Here is an 18,623-nt window from a genome sequence, read left to right as displayed (position 1 = left end):
TTATCGCCGCTCTGTGAGGCTGTAGAGCAGGGCTGCGGCCGGCAGGGCGAAGCCGAGAAGCGAGGCGCCCCACCAGCCGTAATGCGCGTAGAGCCACGCACCGGCTGCCGAGCCCACCGCGCCGCCGAGGAACGACGTCGCCATGTAGAGGCCGTTCAGCCGGCTGCGATGCACGTCGCCAAGCACGTAGATCGCCCGCTGTCCGAGAACGAGGGTCGTGGACACCGCGAAATCGAGGCCGAAGGCAGCAAGCGTCAGCACGACGAGCGCGACCGCCGAGCCTTGCGGGGCGAGATGCGTGACGAGAAAGGCGCAGGCACCGCCGACCAGCGCAATGCGGGTCGCCGCAAAGCTCAAGCCCCTGTCGGCAAGGCGCCCGGCAATGGGGGCTGCCAGCGCGCCGGCCGCACCCGCAAGCGCGAAGAGCGCGATGCCGACCTGCGACAGGCCGAAGGCCGGGCTTGCCAGCAGCAGCGGCGTCACCGTCCAGAAGACGCTGAAGGCCGCGAACATGCAGCCCTGATAGGCCGCGCGACGGCGCAGCACGGGTTGCGTCGCAAACAGCCGCGGCAGCGAGCCGATCAGCGCGCCATAGCCGAGGCGGGACGCCGGCATGCGGCGCGGCAGGACGCGGGCGAGGAAGAGCGCAAGGCCGGACATGGCCAGCGCCGACAGCACGAAGACCATGTGCCACGGCAGGAAGGCCGCGATGAAGCTCGAAACCGGGCGGGCGAGCATGATGCCGACCATAAGGCCGCTCATGACGTTGCCGACCGCGCGCCCGCGCTCCGCCGCCGGCACCATCTGCGCTGCATAGGGAACGATGATCTGGACGGCCACGCAGCAGAGGCCGATGGCGAAGGCCGCCGAAAGGAAGGCCACCGCCTGCGTCAGGAGACCCGCCGACAGCACGGCCAGAATGGACAGGCCGAGCATGACGAGGATCAGCTTGCGGTTCTCGAAGAGATCGCCGAGCGGCACGATCAGCAGCAGCCCGAGGCCATAGCCGAGCTGCGTCAGCATGACGATCAGCCCTGCTGCATCCGGCGAGAGGCCGAGCGAGGCGCCGATCGGCCCCACGAGCGGCTGGGCATAATAGAGGTTCGCGACGATGAGGCCGCAGGCCGCCGCAAGAACGAGGTTCAGGCGCGCCGAAAGTCCGGTCGCCTCTGGTTCCCCCGTCACGTCTGGCTCCGATATCGTGGCCGTCATGAACGCTCTCCGTTTCCCCCGGCTCCATTCCCAAGCCGCATGTCGAAAAAGCCCTTCTCCCGAGAGCCTGTCTCCCGCGACCGAAAGGTGGCATCCTGCGGGGGACAGGCGACCGATATGCCATGCTTACCGTGCGGTCCGCAACGCGGCATTTGCACGCGGAAAGCACCGCGCGGGAGAGGTCGAAGGCCGATAAGATCTTCCAAAGCGCGAGAATTCGCGTAAGACCGAACCCCGGCCACAGAGTTTTTCCAGGCGGGGTTCATGACCACATTCGACGTCCTGACGATCGGCAATGCCATCGTCGATATCATTGCACGCTGTGAAGAGCGATTTCTCACCGATAACGGCATCATCAAGAGCGCGATGAACCTGATCGACGCCGAGCGCGCCGAGCTGCTGTATTCCCGCATGGGGCCGGCGCTCGAAGCGTCCGGCGGCAGCGCCGGCAATACGGCGGCCGGCATTGCGAGCCTTGGCGGCAAGGCTGCCTATTTCGGCAAGATCGCCAACGATCAGCTGGGCGACATCTTCACCCACGACATCCAGGCGCAGGGCGTGCATTTCCGCACGCAGCCGCTCGACACGTTTCCGCCGACGGCGCGCTCGATGATCTTCGTGACCGAGGACGGCGAGCGCTCGATGAACACCTATCTCGGCGCCTGCGTCGAGCTCGGCCCCGAAGACGTGGAGCCCGACATCGTCGCCAATGCCGCCGTCACCTATTTCGAAGGCTATCTCTGGGATCCGCCGCGCGCCAAGGAGGCGATTCGCGATGCCGCGCGCATCGCGCATGAAAACGGCCGCGAGGTCTCCATGACCCTGTCGGACAGTTTTTGCGTCAATCGCTATCGGGCCGAATTTCTGGAGCTGATGACGAGCGGCACGGTGGATATCGTGTTCGCCAACCGGGCCGAGGCGCTGGCGCTCTACGAGACGGAGGATTTCTCCGACGCGCTAAGCCGGCTCTCGCGGGACTGCCGCCTGGCGGCGGTGACGATGAGCGAGGAAGGCTCGATCATCGTGCGGGGCGAGGAGCGGATCAAGATCGAGGCGACCAAGGTGTCGCGCGTCGTGGATACGACGGGTGCCGGCGATCTCTATGCCGCAGGCTTCCTGTTCGGCTACACCGCTGGCAAGCCGCTCGACATCTGCGGCAAGCTCGGCAGCCTTGCCGCCGGCATCGTCATCGAGCAGATCGGCCCCCGCCCGATGGTGTCGCTGAAGGACGCGGCCGCCAAAGCGGGCCTGCTGTAGCGTTGCAGGTTATTTGAACGCCTCGCCGGGGTAGGCACCCCAGATCTCGGTCTGGACGATCCAGCCTTCCGCCCCTTGCGCTTCGGCCTTGCACCATTCGCCGGTGCACTGGCCAATGTGCAGCATCACGCCCGGCTCGATGCGAGCGACGATGTTGGCGTTCGATTGCGGCTCGCGGCGCATGTTGACCAGCACGCCCTGGCCCTTACCGCGCATCCACGGGGCGGCCAGCGCCGTGCGGGCGCCGGAAAGAAGCGCCTGATTGACCCAGCCCTCCGTGCCGTCCGCATCGCGTACGCGCCGCCAGTTGTCGTATTCCTGAATGATCTCGACCGGCACGCCGGGCTTTAGGTAGCGCCACGACACGGCATAATCGACGCTCGGGCCGACGCGCAGGTTGACGCTTTTCGATTTCAGGCTGACGAAGCGCGGCAGCGGCAGGCCGCTCGCCCCCTTGGCCGCCTGCGCCCATGCCGGGTCGGCGATGCCGGATATGGTGAAGGCCGCAAGAAGAGCGATCATGAGGCCGCGCCTCGCATTCACACGAAACTGCGCGATCATACTGAGATGGAACTGGCGCATGGCGAAATCCGTTTTCCAAACCGGTCGAACAATTTGCGCATCGTCAGCGGAGCGCTCCGAGACGTCCAGCCTGCATGGTATCGAGAACCTCCGGTCATCCCGGTCGCTTCGAAGGCAGGCTGTGTTGGTCTTCCCGTGCGTCTCTGCTAGATAACGCTCTGGGACACGATCCATCATCTTGGTTAAGAAGCCGTCAACGCGATGGTCTGCCTGGCGCGGATCGGGGGAGAGATTTGACGATGACGCAGAGACAGAAGCCGACGGTCTACATCACCCGCAAGCTGCCCGACATCGTGGAGACCCGCATGCGCGAACTCTTCGATGCGGAGCTGAACATCGACGATACCCCGCGCAGCCAGGAGGCGCTGGCCGCCGCCATGGCCCATGCCGACGTGCTGGTGCCCACCGTCACCGACCGCATCGACGCTGCCCTGATCGAAGAGGCCGGGCCGAAGCTCAAGCTGATCGCGAGCTTTTCCAACGGCGTCGACAATATCGATGTGGACGCCGCCGCGCGCCGCGGCATCACGGTGACGAACACGCCCGCCGTGCTCACCGAGGACACGGCCGACATGACGCTGGCGCTCATTCTCGCCGTTCCCCGGCGGCTCGTGGAAGGCGCCGCGATTCTCGCCGACCGCCGCCACGACTGGGCCGGCTGGTCGCCCAACTGGATGCTGGGCCGCCGGATTTCCGGCAAGCGCATCGGCATCGTCGGCATGGGCCGCATCGGCACCGCGGTTGCCCGCCGCGCCAAGGCCTTCGGCCTCTCCATCCACTATCACAACCGTCACCGCGTGAGCGCCGAGACGGAGGCATCGCTGGAGGCGACCTACTGGGACAGCCTCGACCAGATGCTCGCCCGTGTCGATTTCGTATCGGTCAACTGCCCCTCGACGCCCGCGACCTATCACCTGCTCTCGGCGCGCCGGCTGCAACTGATGCAGCCCACGAGCTACCTCGTGAACACCGCGCGCGGCGGCATCGTGGACGAGGCCGCGCTGATCAAGTGCCTGCGGGAGGGCCGTATCGCCGGCGCGGGGCTCGACGTCTACGAGAACGAGCCGGCGATCAACCCGAAGCTCGTCAAGCTTGCCTCCGAAGGCAAGGTGGTGCTGCTGCCGCATATGGGCTCGGCAACGCTCGAAAGCCGTGTCGACATGGGCGAGAAGGTCATCATCAACATCCGCACCTTCTTCGACGGTCACCGCCCGCCGGACAGGGTGCTGCCGGGGCGCAACTGACCGCCGTTAATATCCGGCCCGCACTCAACGATCCGCATGGCGACGCCTGTAGCGGATGGTGTCGAAACGGGCCGCCAGCGCGTCGTAGAGCAGCAGGCGGCCGACGAGGGGGTCTCCGGCGCCCGTCACCAGCTTGACCACTTCCATGGCCTGCAATGTGCCGATGACGCCAGTCAGCGCGCCGATAATGCCCGCTTCCGCGCAGGACGGTACCGTACCGGGCGGCGGCGGCTCGGGGAAGAGATCGCGGTAGCGCGGCGCCTGCCGGCCCGACGCGTCTGTCGTCCAGGGCATGAGAACCGTCAGCGAGCCGTCGAAACGGCCGACAGCGCCGGTGACGAGGGGGATGCGCCGGGTCTCGGCCGCCTCCGCAACCAGATAGCGCGTATCGAAATTGTCGGAGCCATCGACCACGATGTCGTAGCCGGCGAGCGTTTCGGAAACGGTGTCGCGCGTGAGGCGGAACGGCAGCGGGCAAACGGTCACGTGCGGGTTCAGCCGCGCCACTGCACCTTGCGCGCTGTCCACCTTGCGCGTGCCGATGGCTGCGGTCTGGTGCACCACCTGGCGCTGGAGGTTGGAGAGCGACACAACATCGTCATCGACGATCCCGAGCGTGCCGATGCCGGCGGCCGCGAGATAGAGGATAACAGGCGCGCCGAGGCCGCCCGCGCCGATCACCAGCACACGCGCCGCTTTCAGCGCCTGCTGCCCCTGCCCGCCGATTTCCGGCAGCAGGATGTGGCGGGAATAGCGGTCAATTTCCTGGGGTGTCAGTGTTTCGGCCATGCCCCGACACTCACTCGAAAACCTGCCCGTTGGCAACCGTCAGGAACTGCGCGCGGTCGCCGAGCGCCGAAAACATAGCCCGGTCGGTGCCGGTCATGAAGGCCTGCCCGCCGAGATCGTCGACGATATCGAACAGCGCCGCCCGGCGTCCGGCATCGAGATGCGCGGCGATTTCATCCAGCAGCAGCACCGGCGCGTGGCCGGTGAGGTCGGCCACCAGCCGCGCATGCGCCAGCACCAGGCCGACGAGCAGCGCCTTCTGTTCCCCCGTCGAGCAGCGTTCGGCCTCGATATTCTTCGCCCGATGGCGGATCAGGAGATCGCTGCGGTGCGGACCTTCGAGCGTGCGCCCCGCCGCCCCGTCGCGCCAGCGGCCGGTGCGCAGGCGCTCCAGATAATCCTCCTCCAGATCGAAGGCCGGGCGGTGCCATTCGCCATCGAGAAAGCCCGACAGTGCGAGATCCGCCTTTGGAAACCTGCCGTCGTCCGGGCTGCGATCGATCAGCGCTGCCAGAAGCCCGAGCATTTCGTTGCGGGCGAGCGCCATGGCGATGCCGAGTTCGGCCAGCTGGCGCTCCAGCCCGGTCAGCCAGACCGGATCGGCACCGGGCTCGGACAGCAGCTTGTTGCGGCTGCGCATGGCGCGCTCGAAATCGGTTGCCCGTCGTCCGTGCTCGGGATCGAGCGAGAGGACGAGCCGGTCGAGGAAACGCCGCCGGTCGCCGGACGCCCCCGTGAACAGCCCGTCCATGGCCGGCGTCAGCCAGAGCACGCGCAGATGGTCGAGAAGCTCGTCGATGGCCTTCGCATTGGTGCCGTTGAGACGCAGGCGCCGCGCCTGCCCCTCCTCGGTCCCGAACGTCCCGGTGCCAATCTCGACATCGCCCTGCATGCCCTCGATGGCGGCGAAGATCGAGAACCCGGCCTCCGCGCCGAGACGCGGCACATCGGCGTAGGCCGCGCGCCGCAGACCCCGCCCCGGCGAGAGGAAGGAGACCGCCTCCATGAGATTGGTCTTGCCCGCGCCGTTCTCCCCCGTGAGCACGACATGACGCGCGTCGAGATCGAGCGAAAGCGCCGCATAATTGCGGAAATCGCCGAGCTTCAGACGGGACAGGGAAACTTTTTGCGGCATGCCGTCCGGCTCTAAGCCCTCTTGCGATGCCTGACAAGCATCGTCTGGTCCATCAATCCTCGTCGCCTGTCTCGATGCCGTCGAGCTCGGGGTAATGGCGGAAGATGCCGGACTCGTTGAAAGGGATGCGGCGGTCGGACGCGCGATAGGCGGCGATGTTGGGCAGGCTTGCCACATGGGTGCGCACCGCATCGAGATGCGGCCAGCGGTTGCCATAGGCCTTCATGGCTTTCGGGAAGGCGTAGCGCAGGCCCTCGAGCAGATGGTGGAGCGAGAGGTCGCCATAAGTCAGAGCCTTGCCGACGAGATGCGTCGGCCCCTCGGGATTTGTGGAGAGCACCCGCTCGAAGTAATCGAGGAATTTCGGAATGCGCGCCGTGCGAAAATCGGCGGCGCGGCGTGTCGCTTCCGGCTTCTGGTCCTCGTAATAGAGCCCCGTCGCCACGGGATGATGGGTGTCGTGCGTCTCTGCCACCATGTCGGCCATCGTCATCTGCAAGCCATTCAGGCGATGACGCTCGTATTCGTCTGCCGGCGCAAGGCCGAGACGCGGTCCGAGATAGAAGAGAATATTGGCCGTCTGCGAGACGATCCGGTCGCCGTCCTTCAGGAATGGCGGCGCGAACGGCGCATCCCCCCTGTTATCCTCCAGGATCTCCAGCATCCGGTCGGTACCGTCTTGGCCGCGGGCGACATCGATATAGTCGGCCCCCGCCTGCTCCAGCGCCAGCCGCACGAACTCGCCGCGACCGGGCAGACCGTCCCAGTAGTAAAGCGCATAGGTCATGGCGGACATCCTCTCGTCTGACGCATCGATCATCGTGTCGAGGTTCAAGAGATGGAGCGGTTCGCAGGCATGGCAATGATTCTGCTCTCATGAAAAAGGCCGGAAACATTCCTGCTTCCGGCCTTGTCGATGCGGATCGCGGCGATCAGCCCTCGAAGAATTCCTTCATCCGGGCGAAGAAGCCGGCGGATTCCGGGTTGTTGTCCTTCGAGGAAATCTCGGCGAATTCCTCCAGCAGTTCGCGCTGGCGCTTGGTCAGCTTCTGCGGCGTTTCGATGCCGATCTGGATGTAGAGATCGCCCACCTGCGTCGAGCGCAGCACCGGCATGCCCTTGCCCTTCAGGCGGAACTGCTTGCCCGCCTGCGTTCCCTCGGGAACCGTGACGCGCGACTTGGTGCCGTCGAGCGTCTGCACGTCGAACTTGCCGCCGAGCGTCGCCGTCGTCATGGAGATCGGCACGCTGCAATAGAGGTCGGCGCCGTCGCGCTGGTAGAACTCATGCGGCTTGACCGAGAGGAAGATGTAGAGATCGCCCGAAGGACCGCCGCGAAGACCGGCCTCGCCCTCGCCCGACAGGCGGATGCGGGTGCCGTCCTCGATACCAGCGGGGATGTTAACGGACAGCGAGCGCTCTTCGGTGATACGGCCCTGGCCGTGGCACTTGGTGCAGGGATCGGGAATGATGGTGCCGCGACCCTGGCAGGTTGGGCAGGTCCGCTCGATGGAAAAGAAGCCTTGCGCCGCGCGCACCCGGCCGGAGCCCTGGCAGGTGCCGCAGGTCGTCGGCTTCGTGCCGGGCTTGGCGCCCGATCCGGAACAGACGTCGCAGGTGATCGAGGTGGGGACGCGGATCTGCGCGGTCTTGCCGGCATAGGCCTCCTCCAGCGTGATCTCCATGTTGTAGCGGAGATCGGCGCCGCGCTCGCGCCCGCCAGACGAGCGCTGGCGCTGGCGTCCGCCGCCCATCATCTCGCCGAAAATGTCCTCGAAGATATCGGAGAAGCCCGCGGCGCCACCGCCCATGCCGGCACCGCCGCCGCCACCCATGCCGCCCTGTTCGAAGGCGGCGTGGCCGTAACGGTCGTAGGCGGCCCGCTTCTGCGGGTCCTTCAGCGTCTCATAGGCCTGGTTGATCTCTTTGAAGGTCTTTTCCGATTCCGCATCGCCCGGATTCTTGTCCGGGTGGTATTTCATCGCCAGCTTGCGGAAGGCGCTTTTCAGCTCCTTCTCGTCGGCTGTTTTCGCAACACCGAGTGTTTCGTAAAGATCACGTTTCATGTGGTCGCGCATATCCCGTTGAACCGCGGCGACAGGACCGGCCGTCGGTCGTCGCCAGATTTCATTGAGCCGAATTTCGTTGATAAGGATTTAGGAAATCCCGCACGCCGATACCATAGCGAATCCGCACGGGTTTCGGCTTTTTCGACGAAAAGAAGGCAAACTGACAAGCCTGTCGCATTTTTCGGCAATCTACCAAAAAAAGGCCCGGAACGGTTGCTCCGGGCCTTTTCGATGGCGTCAGGCCTTCACGCCTTACGCAGACTTCTTGCGATCGTCTTCGTCGCTGACGTCTTCGTAGTCGGCATCGACGACGTTGTCGCGGGCAGCGTCCGCTGCGGCGTCTGCGTTTGCCGCATCGGTCTGCTGCGACTCATACATCGCCTGACCGAGCTTCATGGAAGCTTCCAGAAGCGTCTGCGTCTTCGCCTTGATGTCCTCGGCGTCCGGCTCGGAAGCCTCGACCGATGTCTTCAGCGCGGCAATCGCGTCGGAGATGGCAGTGCGGTCGGCTTCGGTGACCTTGTCGCCATATTCCTTCAGCGACTTCTCGGACGAATGGATCAGGCTTTCGGCCTGGTTCTTCGCCTCGACGCCGTCACGACGTTTCTTGTCGTTCTCGGCATTGGCCTCCGCGTCCTTGACCATCTTCTCGATATCGGCGTCCGACAGCCCGCCCGATGCCTGAATGCGGATCTGGTGCTCCTTGCCGGTGCCCTTGTCCTTGGCCGAGACGTTGACGATACCGTTGGCATCGATGTCGAAGGTGACTTCGATCTGCGGAATGCCGCGCGGTGCCGGGGGAATGCCGACGAGGTCGAACTGGCCGAGCAGCTTGTTGTCCTGCGCCATTTCGCGCTCGCCCTGGCTGACGCGGATGGTGACGGCCGACTGGCTGTCTTCCGCGGTCGAGAAGGTCTGGCTCTTCTTCGTCGGGATCGTCGTGTTGCGTTCGATCAGACGGGTGAAGACGCCACCGAGCGTTTCGATGCCGAGCGACAGCGGGGTCACGTCGAGGAGCAGAACGTCCTTGACGTCGCCCTGGAGAACGCCGGCCTGGATGGCGGCGCCGAGTGCGACGACTTCATCCGGGTTGACGCCCTTGTGCGGCTCCTTGCCGAACAGCTGCTTGACGACTTCCTGCACCTTCGGCATGCGGCTCATGCCGCCGACGAGCACGACTTCATCGATTTCGGAAGCCGAAACGCCGGCATCCTTCAGCGCCGCCTTGCAGGGCGCGATCGTGCGCTGGACGAGGTCGTCCACGAGCGCTTCGAACTTCGCGCGCGTCAGCTTCAGCGTCAGGTGCTTCGGGCCGGAAGCATCCGCCGTGATGAACGGCAGGTTGATTTCCGTCTGCTGCGAGGAGGACAGCTCGATCTTGGCCTTTTCGGCCGCTTCCTTGAGGCGCTGAAGAGCGAGCTTGTCGTTCTTCAGGTCGATGCCCTGGTCCTTCTTGAACTCGCCTGCGAGATATTCGACGAGACGCATGTCGAAGTCTTCGCCGCCGAGGAAGGTGTCGCCATTGGTCGACTTCACTTCGAAGACGCCGTCGCCGATTTCCAGAACCGAGACGTCGAACGTGCCGCCGCCAAGGTCGTAGACAGCGATCGTCTTGCCTTCGGTCTTGTCGAGGCCGTAGGCGAGCGCTGCTGCCGTCGGCTCGTTGATGATGCGCAGGACGTCGAGACCGGCAATGCGGCCCGCATCCTTGGTGGCCTGACGCTGGGCGTCATTGAAGTAGGCGGGAACGGTGATGACGGCCTGGGTGACCTTTTCGCCGAGGTAGGATTCGGCGGTTTCCTTCATCTTCTGAAGGATCATGGCCGAGACCTGCGACGGAGACTGGTTCTTGCCACCGGCCTTGACCCATGCGTCGCCATTGTCGCCCTTGACGATTTCGAACGGCACGAGGGCCTTGTCCTTCGTCACGGTCGGGTCTTCGTAGCGGCGGCCGATGAGGCGCTTCACGGCGAAGAGGGTGTTTTCCGGATTGGTGACGGCCTGACGCTTGGCCGGCTGGCCGACGAGGCGTTCGCCATCATCCGAGAAGGCAACCATGGAGGGCGTCGTGCGCGCGCCTTCCGCATTTTCGATGACCTTCGCGTCCTTGCCGTCCATCACGGCGACGCAGGAGTTGGTCGTTCCCAGATCGATACCGATTACTTTTGCCATGTCGTTCTCTCCTTGCAGCGGACTGTCGGAACCCGGTCAGGCATTCGTGCGACAGCCCCTAGGGATGCTCTTGTCGTGTTGTGCCGCGGCCCGGAAGCCTTGGACGTGCGGCGTATATAAGGACGGGTTTTTTGCTGTGCAAGGCGTCGCAAGCCCTGAAGACGGTGAAAAGAAATGCGGAGGCGAAAGAGTTTAGATCCCTTTCCGCACCCGCATGCTTAACCGCCGCCGTCAACCCCCGGTCAGGATGTCGAACAGGGTCGTGCGGCGCGTCTGCGGTGTCCCGCTGGTGGTCTGCCCGACATCGGCCGGCGGCACCAGACCGCCTTCCGCGGCATCCACCGAGCTGCCCTGCCCCCGGGGTGTTTCGGACGGCGGCATTTCGGCATCGGCCACCGGCGCATCCGGGTAGACATCCGCAGGCTTTTCGCCGAAAGCGCCGGAGATGACGTCGCCGATGGTGCGCTGGATGCCGGGATCGTCGAAGGACGGCTGGATGCCCTTGGTACCGAAGATCGGCGAGGGTGTCAGGCCTTCGTGCGCTTCGGTCATATAGGTGTGCCAGGCCTTCGCCGGCAGCCCCCCGCCCGTCACCTTCTTCATCGAGGTGCCGTCGTCATTGCCGAACCAGACGCCCGTCGTCAGGTTGTTGGTGAAGCCGACGAACAGTGCATCGCGGAAGGACTGGGTGGTGCCGGACTTGCCGGCGGCCTGCCAGCCCTTGAGCCTGGCGTTCTTGCCCGTGCCGCGCTCCACCACGCCCACCATCATCTGGTTCATCTCCGAGACGATCTCGGGATCGAGCACGCGCGGCGGGTTGTCATAGGTGTTCTCGTAGAGAACCTTGCCTTCCGCCGTCGTCACCCGCTTGACGATGTGCGGCGTCGCCTTGAAGCCACCGTTCATGAAAGGAGCATAGGCAGACGTGAGTTCCAGAAGGCTGACTTCCGATGTCCCGAGCGCGATGGAGGCATTCGCCTGCAGCTCCGATTCGATGCCGAGGCGATGGGCGAGCTTTGCCACCTGCGGCGGCCCAACCTCCATGACGAGTTGGGCCGCGATGGTATTGAGCGAATTGGCCAGCGCGTCGGCGAGCGACACCTCGCCGCGATATTTCTGGTCGTAATTCTCCGGCGTCCATTTGCCGATGCGCACCGGCGCATCGTTGCGGATCGACATGGGCGTGCGGCCGATCTCCATGGCTGCGGCATAGACGAAAGGCTTGAAGGCCGAGCCCGGCTGGCGCTTGGCCTTGACCGCACGGTCGAACTGGCTTTCGGCATAGTCCCGCCCGCCGACCAGCGCCCGGATGGCACCCGTCGCATCCACCGACACGAGTGCCGCCTGCGAGGCACGGGATTTCGCGCCGCTTTCCTTCAGCATATCGGACAGCGTCTTTTCGGCCTTGGCTTCGAGATCGAGATCGAGCGTGGTTTCCACGATCATATCCTGCTTCACAGGCCCGACGAGGCTCGGGAGCTGGTCCATGACCAGATCGGCCGCATAATATTGCGCGCCGGACCAGAAGCTCTTCGCCTTGGTCGGCGGCTGCGACATCGCGGTCTTCACCTCGTCGTCGGTGATCAGCCCCTCTTCGCGCATGGCGCCCAGCACCACCTGCGCCCGCTCCTCGGCCGCCTTCGGATCGCGGGCCGGCGACAGGCGCGACGGCGCTTTCAGCAGACCGGCGAGAAGGGCTGCTTCCCCGAGGTTCACGTCACGCGCCGACTTGTTGAAGTAGCGCTGCGACGCGGCTTCGACGCCATAGGCATTCGAGCCGAAGAAGACGCGGTTGAGATACATCGCAAGGATCTGGTCCTTGGAATATTTCTGCTCCAGCCAGAAGGCGAGCAGCACTTCCTGCACCTTGCGCTCCAGCGTGCGCTCGGGCGACAGAAACAGGTTCTTGGCCAGCTGCTGCGTCAGCGTGGAGCCGCCCTGCACCATGCGGCCCGTGGTCACATTGGTGATCATGGCGCGCGCCAGACCCAGCGGATCGACGCCGAAATGCGAATAGAAGCGCCGATCCTCGATGGCCATGACGGCTTGCGGAATGAAGGGCGACATATCTTCGAGCGCGATGGCCTCGCCGCCGGTCGCACCGCGATTGGCGAGCGTGTCGCCGTTGACCGCCAGGATCTTCACGTTCGGCGGACGCTCCGGAATGGTCCAGCTGGTCGCGTTCGGCATGCGCGAGCCGTAATAGAGCACGAGACCGCCGACCCCCATCGCCCCCCAGATGCCGGCGACGATGCACCAGTACACGAAGGCCCTGATGAAACCGAACAGGCCGCCACTGCCGCCGCCCCGCCTGCCGCCGCGCCCCTTCAGGGACCGGCGTGCGGACTTGCCGCTGCTCTTTGCCTTGGCGGGTTTGGAGCCGGAAGATTTGGAAGCCGTCGGTCGTCCGCTCACGCGGTCACTCGCATCAACACGGAATCCCTCGTCGTCACCGCTCGAAAAGGACGGATCGATGCGGGGACGTGAACGCGATTTGCCTGCCATACCGGGATGTGACCGCTCCGTGTGTGCGCTGAAGGAAAGGCGGCCGGCAAGCCGCCCAAGCCGTCGCAGGGTGCGGTGAACTGTAAATGCGGCGATTTAAGGGGGCGTTAACGACATGCTCTTGCCACCCGGATGCATCGTTGCCGCAACGAAAGCGTTCGTGGCGGCAACGAGCGGGGATGCGGCCCGCATCCTGCCGCCGGAGCGTGCAAAATGGAACGAAACCCGGAATCACGCGTTCGTTACATGTCAAACAAGGGAACCCGTCATGAACAATATCATCTATATCGTCGGACTGGTCGTCGTCGTTCTCGCCGTCCTCTCGTTCTTCGGACTGCGCTGAGCAGGTATCGACCCGTCTGAAAGCCTGAAAGCCCCGCTTGCCGGGGCTTTTTGACGTTCTACCGGTAAACGACTTTCGGACCGTCTGACGTGACGACGCCCCCTTCGGCCGTCATGACAGGAGATTTTCATCGGGCGATGTTTCCTGAAATCGATTCCGGTTTCGGGAATTATGCAGTAGTGTTTCGGACCAGAGCCGCCTGACGCGGCATGGACCACGGTAGACCAGAGTGACATCAACCACAGACCTTTCGATCGGTGCGCCTTTGTGAAAACACACGAAGATCTGACGGCCGCCGTTCGGCGCATGCAGCAGCAATATGAAAAGGGACGGACGGACCGCGACATCCTGCGCGGATGGGTTCTGGGTCTTCCGTCCTATCCGCAGCCGCATGGCGGTGCTGTCGATGCGTTGAAGGCGTGGTTCTCGATCCGGCAAAGCGAGGTCACGCCGGAGATCCGGACCCGCGACATCGAGATGCTGGCGGCGGTTGCCGATCCGTCGATCGCGACGGTGCCGGGCGGCATTTGACATATGGATGTCCCGAAGGACATACGCGGCAGCATATCCTTCCCGCGACGTTGCGGTAGGATGATGACAGGATTGAGAGTGGCGAGGACCGATGTCGAACGATAATGAACCGGAAATGGAGTATTCGGAACTGTCCGGCGAGTTCACCGAAGACGGCGTGACCGTTCTGGTCGATATCTCGCGACCGGCCGGCACGAATCTCGACTGGCAGATGCTGGTGCTGACGCAGGAAGAGGACGTGACCGAGTGGGAAGACCCCTTCCCGACCGACCGCGAAGCCTTCGACGAGTTTCTCGCGACCGTCGCCCGCGAAGGCATCCGCTCCTTCTTCGGAGACGACGAGCCGCCGACGCTTCAGTGATCCGACCCGAGACGACGGGGCGGGAACGGCATCACTGCGGTTCCCGTTTTGACGGGCGCAGTTGTTTTGCCGCATCGTCCGACGCCGAAGCGATCCCGCTTCGGCCGGAAATTCTCCGAACGTCAGCGGACCTCTTGCGCCACGAACCGCCCGACCCCGCAGGCCTCTCGCCAGAAATCGGCATCCTCGTAGGGCGTGGGGTCCGCGACGCCGGCAAGATGAAAGGCTTCGCGTCGTTCCACGCAGGTGCCGCACCGACCGCAATGCACCTCCCCGCCCTTGTAGCAGGACCATGTCCGCGCGAACGGCGTGCCGTTTTCGGCACCGTCCGTCACGATGTCGGCTTTCGAGCGTTCGACATAGGGTGCGTAGAGCGTCACCGCGGCATAGCCGTCCAGCGCGTGGTTCTGCATGGTCTGGAACGACCGGATGAAATCGGGCCGGCAATCGGGGTAGATGAAGTGGTCGCCGCCATGCACCGCGACCGCGACGGCATCGAGCTTCTGTGCCGCAGCGAGGCCGAAGGCGATCGTGAGCATGATGGCATTGCGGTTCGGCACCACCGTCGCCTTCATCGTCTCCTCTGCATAATGCCCGTCCGGCACCGCGATATCGTCCGTCAGCGCCGAGCCGGTCAGATGCGCGCCGATCGGCCCGATGTCGATGAGATGATGGGGCACATCGAGCCGCCGCGCCGCCTCGGCCGCGAAGTCCAGCTCCCGGCGATGACGCTGGCCATAGTCGAAGGACACGAGACCGGCGAGATGATGGTTGCGCGCCACGTGATGGGCGAGCGTGACGGAATCCAGTCCGCCGGAGCAGACGACGAGCGTTTTCATGAAAAGCGTTCCCTTGTTTTGACCGGGTGGGGCTGCGACCGGCATTGGACGTGGCGCAACTGCGCTGTCCTCGACAAGCGTACACTGCCGCATTTTCCCGCGGGGATAAAGTTCGCGCGTCTCATGTTTTTCCAAGGCCTGCGTTCTTGAATGGCATTCCGGTCACTGAAACGATCCCGCTGCCGCCGCCGCTCTCCTCACGCGGCACTGGTCATGCGATCTCCGGCGATACGGTAGGAGATGGCTTCGGCGATGTGGATGCGGCCGACCGTCGGGCGGGCGTCGAGGTCGGCCAGCGTCCGGGCGACCTTGAGGACGCGGTGGTAGGCGCGTGCGGAAAACGTCATCCGTTCGGCCGCCTCGCGCAGAAGCTGGAGGCCGCCGGCATCGGGTTCGGCCAGCGTCTCGATCATCGACGTGGTACAGCGCGCGTTGGAGGTGATCTTCGGCATGCCGAAGGCGATGAAGCGGTCGATCTGGAGCGCCCGCGCATGGGCCACGCGCGCCGCGACGACAGCACTGGTTTCGGCCGTCGCCGGGCGGATCAGGTCGGCTGCGGACACCGCGGGAACATGGATGCGGATGTCAATCCGGTCCATCAGCGGGCCGGAGATGCGGGCCTGATAATCGCCGGCGCAACGCGGCCCGCGCGCGCAGCTGTGGCCCGGCTCCCCCGCCATGCCGCAGCGGCACGGGTTCATGGCGGCGACCAGCTGGATAGAGGCGGGATAGCTGACGCGGTGATTGGCGCGCGCGATGATGCACTCGCCGGTTTCGAGCGGCTGGCGCAGCGCGTCCAGCGCCTGCGGCGTGAACTCCGGGAACTCGTCGAGGAACAGCACGCCGTTATGGGCGAGCGACGCTTCGCCCGGCCGGGCGCGCAGCCCGCCGCCGACAAGCGCCGCCATGGTGGCGGAGTGATGCGGGGTGCGGAACGGGCGGCGATCCGATAGCTTGCCGCCCGGCAACTGCCCGGCGATGGAGTGGATCATCGAGACCTCCAGCAGCTCGCCTGGCGACAGCGGCGGCAGGATGGAGGGCAGGCGCGATGCCAGCATCGACTTGCCCGAGCCGGGCGGGCCGACCATCAGCAAATTGTGGTTTCCGGCCGCCGCCACTTCCAGCGCGCGCTTGGCGCTCTCCTGCCCCTTGATGTCGGCGAGATCGGCCAAGTTGGCCGCCGTCGCGCGGATGGCCGGTTCCGGCCGGGTGAGCACCTGCGTGCCGCGAAAATGGTTGGCAAGCGCGATCAGGCTGCGGGGCGCGAGAATATCGATCCCGGCACCGGCCCAGGCCGCTTCCGGCCCGCTATCGGCCGGGCAGATAAGGCCCTTGCCGATGGCGTTCGCAGCGATGGCGGCGGGCAGCGCGCCGGCAACGGCCGCGATCGTGCCGTCGAGGTTCAGTTCGCCGATGACGACGTAGTCCGCCAGCGCATCCGACGGAATGGCGCCGAGCGCCGCCATCAGCCCGAGCGCGATCGCGAGGTCGAAATGGCTGCCCTCCTTCGGCAGGTCGGCGGGGGCGAGATTGATCGTCACGCGTTTGGGCGGCAGCGACAGGCCGGAAGCGTGAAGGGCCGCGTGCACCCGTTCCCGGCTTTCGGCCACAGCCTTGTCCGGCAGGCCGACGATCTGAACACCGACCTTGCCGGGCGCGACCATGACCTGCACATCGACCAGAACGCCCTCGATGCCCTGGAACGCCACCGTGCTGACCCGTGCCACCATATTCCCGCCACTCCAATCGATGCCCTTATGAGACTTTCCTCACATACAACAGCGGTCGGAATAAAACAAGAACATTGGCGGAACGATTGCAATCGACCATGTCGGCGTGGTTGCAAACATTGCAACCCGGCCGGTTTATCAGCCGCGCTTGCGCTCGATCGCGTCCCAGAGCAGGCCGGCGATATTGGCGCCACCGAAGTTCCTGACCTCGCGGATGCCGGTCGGAGACGTCACGTTGATCTCGGTCATGACGTCGCCGATGACGTCGATGCCCACGAGGAGAAAGCCGCGTTCGCGCAGGGCCGGGCTGATGCGGGCGCAGATCTCCCTCTCGCGTGCCGTCAGTTCGGTCGGCTCGGGCTTGCCGCCCGCATGCATGTTGGAGCGGGCATCGTGTTCGGCCGGCACGCGGTTGATGGCGCCGACGGGTTCGCCATCGACGAGAATGATGCGCTTGTCGCCCTTGCGCACCGCCGGCAGGTATTCCTGCGCGATGAAGGGTTCGCGGAACATCTGCCCGAACATTTCGAGAAGCGAGGACATGTTGCGGTCGTCGCGGGTGGAGTGGAACACGCCGGCGCCGCCATTGCCGTAAAGCGGCTTCAGGATGATATCGCCCATCTCCTCGCGGAATTTCGCGATCTCGGCCGGGTCGCGCGTGATCAGCGTCTTCGGCATCAGGTCCGGAAATTCGGTGACGAAGATCTTTTCCGGCGAGTTGCGCACCCAGGCGGGGTCGTTCACCACCAGCGTCTTCGGGTGAATGCGCTCCAGCAGATGCGTCGAGGTGATGTAGGCCATGTCGAAGGGCGGATCCTGCCGCAGGAGCACCACGTCCATGGTGGAAAGATCCAGCCGCTCGGGCTCGCCGAGCGTGAAATGATCGCCCTTCACATCGCGCAGGGTCATCTGTTGCGCGGTGGCGTAAACCTGCCCGTCCCGCAGGGACAGCCGGTCCGGCGTGTAGTGAAACAGCCTGTAGCCGCGGTTCTGCGCCTCGAGGCTCATCGCAAAGGTCGAATCGCCCGCAATATTGATGGTGGAGACGTGGTCCATCTGAACCGCGACATTCCGGAGTGCCGTCCTGGTGGCTGCCATTGTCTTCCCTCGGTCATCGACCCGCCTCTTCTCCGGCGGGCCTCATGACGTAAGACGCCGGCTGGCCAAACGCAACGGCAGAACGCCGCGCATTTCTGCGAAAGTCGCCGTGTTCGAGACGCCTGCCTCAGGCGGCAAGCGCCGCCTTGGGGGCTTCGCCACGCAGCATGTCGCGCAGGCGGTAGGCCATGACGACGGGCTCGGGGAACTTCTTGCGGCAAAAGGCGATCTTGCGGACATAGGTCTCGATGCGCCAGTTCGCCCAGGTGCCGCCGTTGAAGAAGCCGATGTCGCCGGCGCGCAGCACCGTTTCGGTGCCGTCCTCGGCCGTCACATGCACCTCGCCTTCTAGGATGACGACCGTCTCGTCCCAGCCGAAATACCAGTTGAACTCGCCGGCCGTGCAGTCCCACATGGCGGTCACGGCGGCATCGTCATGGCTGCGCGAATGTTCTGCCAGACGGGCGACGGGCGCGCCGGCGACGATCCAGTCCGGATTGATCGGAGCCGGCAGCATGGGCAGGTCCATCGCGGGCGATGCGACCATCGCTTGCTTGCGGGCCACCTGTTTCACCGGCAAGAGCCTCGGCGCAGCGGGCGTGATCCGCACGGCTACCGCCATCAATTCCGCAAAAAGCATCTTCAGCGCCATGTCATCCCCTCGGGTATCGATCCTGTCCTGAAAGGGACATTAGCGAAAAGACACGAAGACAGAATTGAAGGGATTGCTTGCATTTGAGCGATTGCAAACAGGTC

17 protein-coding genes are annotated in these 18,623 nt (G+C 64.8%); 5 read left to right on the top strand and 12 right to left on the bottom strand.

From position 1 onward, the window contains the following. Positions 1–1,212 (bottom strand): MFS transporter, encoded by a 1,212-nt coding sequence (locus GA0004734_RS03975; protein WP_092931372.1) that lies wholly within the window; start codon positions 1,210–1,212, stop codon positions 1–3. A gap of 264 nt (positions 1,213–1,476) precedes the next feature. Between GA0004734_RS03975 and GA0004734_RS03970 the strand changes: the two genes are divergently transcribed. Continuing rightward, on the top strand, positions 1,477–2,469 hold the full coding sequence (locus tag GA0004734_RS03970; RefSeq protein ID WP_092931370.1) for an adenosine kinase: 993 nt from the start codon (positions 1,477–1,479) through the stop codon (positions 2,467–2,469). A 9-nt stretch (positions 2,470–2,478) separates the two neighbouring features. Here GA0004734_RS03970 and GA0004734_RS03965 read toward each other — a convergent pair whose 3' ends face one another. Beyond that, a complete protein-coding gene (locus GA0004734_RS03965) occupies positions 2,479–2,991 on the bottom strand; it encodes an SH3 domain-containing protein (RefSeq protein WP_245292333.1) in 513 nt (170 codons plus the stop codon). Between the two features lie 299 nt (positions 2,992–3,290). Between GA0004734_RS03965 and GA0004734_RS03960 the strand changes: the two genes are divergently transcribed. Next, positions 3,291–4,295 carry a 2-hydroxyacid dehydrogenase gene (locus GA0004734_RS03960; protein ID WP_092931368.1) on the top strand — a complete coding sequence of 335 codons (1,005 nt, stop codon included), beginning with the start codon at positions 3,291–3,293 and terminating at the stop codon, positions 4,293–4,295. 24 nt (positions 4,296–4,319) lie between these two features. Here the strand turns inward: GA0004734_RS03960 and moeB are convergent, their stop codons facing one another. The 6 genes from moeB to GA0004734_RS03930 all read right to left on the bottom strand — a co-directional run bounded on the left by moeB (position 4,320) and on the right by GA0004734_RS03930 (position 12,965). Then, on the bottom strand, positions 4,320–5,084 hold the full coding sequence (gene moeB / locus GA0004734_RS03955) for a molybdopterin-synthase adenylyltransferase MoeB (protein WP_092931366.1): 765 nt from the start codon (positions 5,082–5,084) through the stop codon (positions 4,320–4,322). A 10-nt stretch (positions 5,085–5,094) separates the two neighbouring features. Then, positions 5,095–6,219, bottom strand: a complete 1,125-nt coding sequence (gene recF, locus GA0004734_RS03950) for a DNA replication/repair protein RecF (protein ID WP_092931364.1) — start codon at positions 6,217–6,219, stop codon at positions 5,095–5,097. A gap of 52 nt (positions 6,220–6,271) precedes the next feature. Then, positions 6,272–7,006: a glutathione S-transferase gene (locus GA0004734_RS03945; RefSeq protein ID WP_092935886.1), complete on the bottom strand. Its 735-nt coding sequence runs from the start codon at positions 7,004–7,006 to the stop codon at positions 6,272–6,274. A 145-nt stretch (positions 7,007–7,151) separates the two neighbouring features. After that, entirely contained in the window at positions 7,152–8,285 is a 1,134-nt protein-coding gene (gene dnaJ, locus GA0004734_RS03940) for a molecular chaperone DnaJ (protein ID WP_092931363.1), read from the bottom strand. 255 nt (positions 8,286–8,540) lie between these two features. After that, positions 8,541–10,460: a molecular chaperone DnaK gene (gene dnaK / locus GA0004734_RS03935; protein ID WP_062595454.1), complete on the bottom strand. Its 1,920-nt coding sequence runs from the start codon at positions 10,458–10,460 to the stop codon at positions 8,541–8,543. Positions 10,461–10,691: 231 nt separating this feature from the next. Beyond that, positions 10,692–12,965 carry a transglycosylase domain-containing protein gene (locus tag GA0004734_RS03930; protein WP_092931361.1) on the bottom strand — a complete coding sequence of 758 codons (2,274 nt, stop codon included), beginning with the start codon at positions 12,963–12,965 and terminating at the stop codon, positions 10,692–10,694. A 160-nt stretch (positions 12,966–13,125) separates the two neighbouring features. Between GA0004734_RS03930 and GA0004734_RS03925 the strand changes: the two genes are divergently transcribed. The 3 genes from GA0004734_RS03925 (at position 13,126) to GA0004734_RS03915 (ending at position 14,200) form a co-directional block, all read left to right on the top strand. Continuing rightward, positions 13,126–13,308, top strand: coding sequence for a hypothetical protein (locus GA0004734_RS03925; protein WP_139056228.1), 183 nt, complete (start codon positions 13,126–13,128; stop codon positions 13,306–13,308). Positions 13,309–13,575: 267 nt separating this feature from the next. Further along, on the top strand, positions 13,576–13,839 hold the full coding sequence (locus tag GA0004734_RS03920; RefSeq protein ID WP_092931357.1) for a hypothetical protein: 264 nt from the start codon (positions 13,576–13,578) through the stop codon (positions 13,837–13,839). A 91-nt stretch (positions 13,840–13,930) separates the two neighbouring features. Next, positions 13,931–14,200 (top strand): hypothetical protein, encoded by a 270-nt coding sequence (locus tag GA0004734_RS03915; RefSeq protein WP_092931355.1) that lies wholly within the window; start codon positions 13,931–13,933, stop codon positions 14,198–14,200. A gap of 122 nt (positions 14,201–14,322) precedes the next feature. Here GA0004734_RS03915 and queC read toward each other — a convergent pair whose 3' ends face one another. The 4 genes from queC to GA0004734_RS03895 all read right to left on the bottom strand — a co-directional run bounded on the left by queC (position 14,323) and on the right by GA0004734_RS03895 (position 18,519). Further along, on the bottom strand, positions 14,323–15,039 hold the full coding sequence (gene queC, locus GA0004734_RS03910) for a 7-cyano-7-deazaguanine synthase QueC (RefSeq protein ID WP_092935884.1): 717 nt from the start codon (positions 15,037–15,039) through the stop codon (positions 14,323–14,325). Positions 15,040–15,236: 197 nt separating this feature from the next. Beyond that, positions 15,237–16,769 carry a YifB family Mg chelatase-like AAA ATPase gene (locus GA0004734_RS03905; protein WP_092931353.1) on the bottom strand — a complete coding sequence of 511 codons (1,533 nt, stop codon included), beginning with the start codon at positions 16,767–16,769 and terminating at the stop codon, positions 15,237–15,239. 138 nt (positions 16,770–16,907) lie between these two features. Continuing rightward, positions 16,908–17,867: a glutathione synthase gene (gene gshB / locus GA0004734_RS03900; protein ID WP_092931351.1), complete on the bottom strand. Its 960-nt coding sequence runs from the start codon at positions 17,865–17,867 to the stop codon at positions 16,908–16,910. 127 nt (positions 17,868–17,994) lie between these two features. Next, the gene (locus GA0004734_RS03895) at positions 17,995–18,519 is read right to left on the bottom strand and encodes a cupin domain-containing protein (RefSeq protein ID WP_092931349.1); all 525 of its coding nucleotides are present in this window, start codon (positions 18,517–18,519) and stop codon (positions 17,995–17,997) included. Positions 18,520–18,623: the final 104 nt, after the last annotated feature.

This window comes from Rhizobium sp. 9140 (assembly GCF_900067135.1).
Classification (GTDB): Bacteria; Pseudomonadota; Alphaproteobacteria; order Rhizobiales; family Rhizobiaceae; genus Ferranicluibacter.
This window is presented reverse-complemented; position numbering and strand designations above follow the sequence as displayed.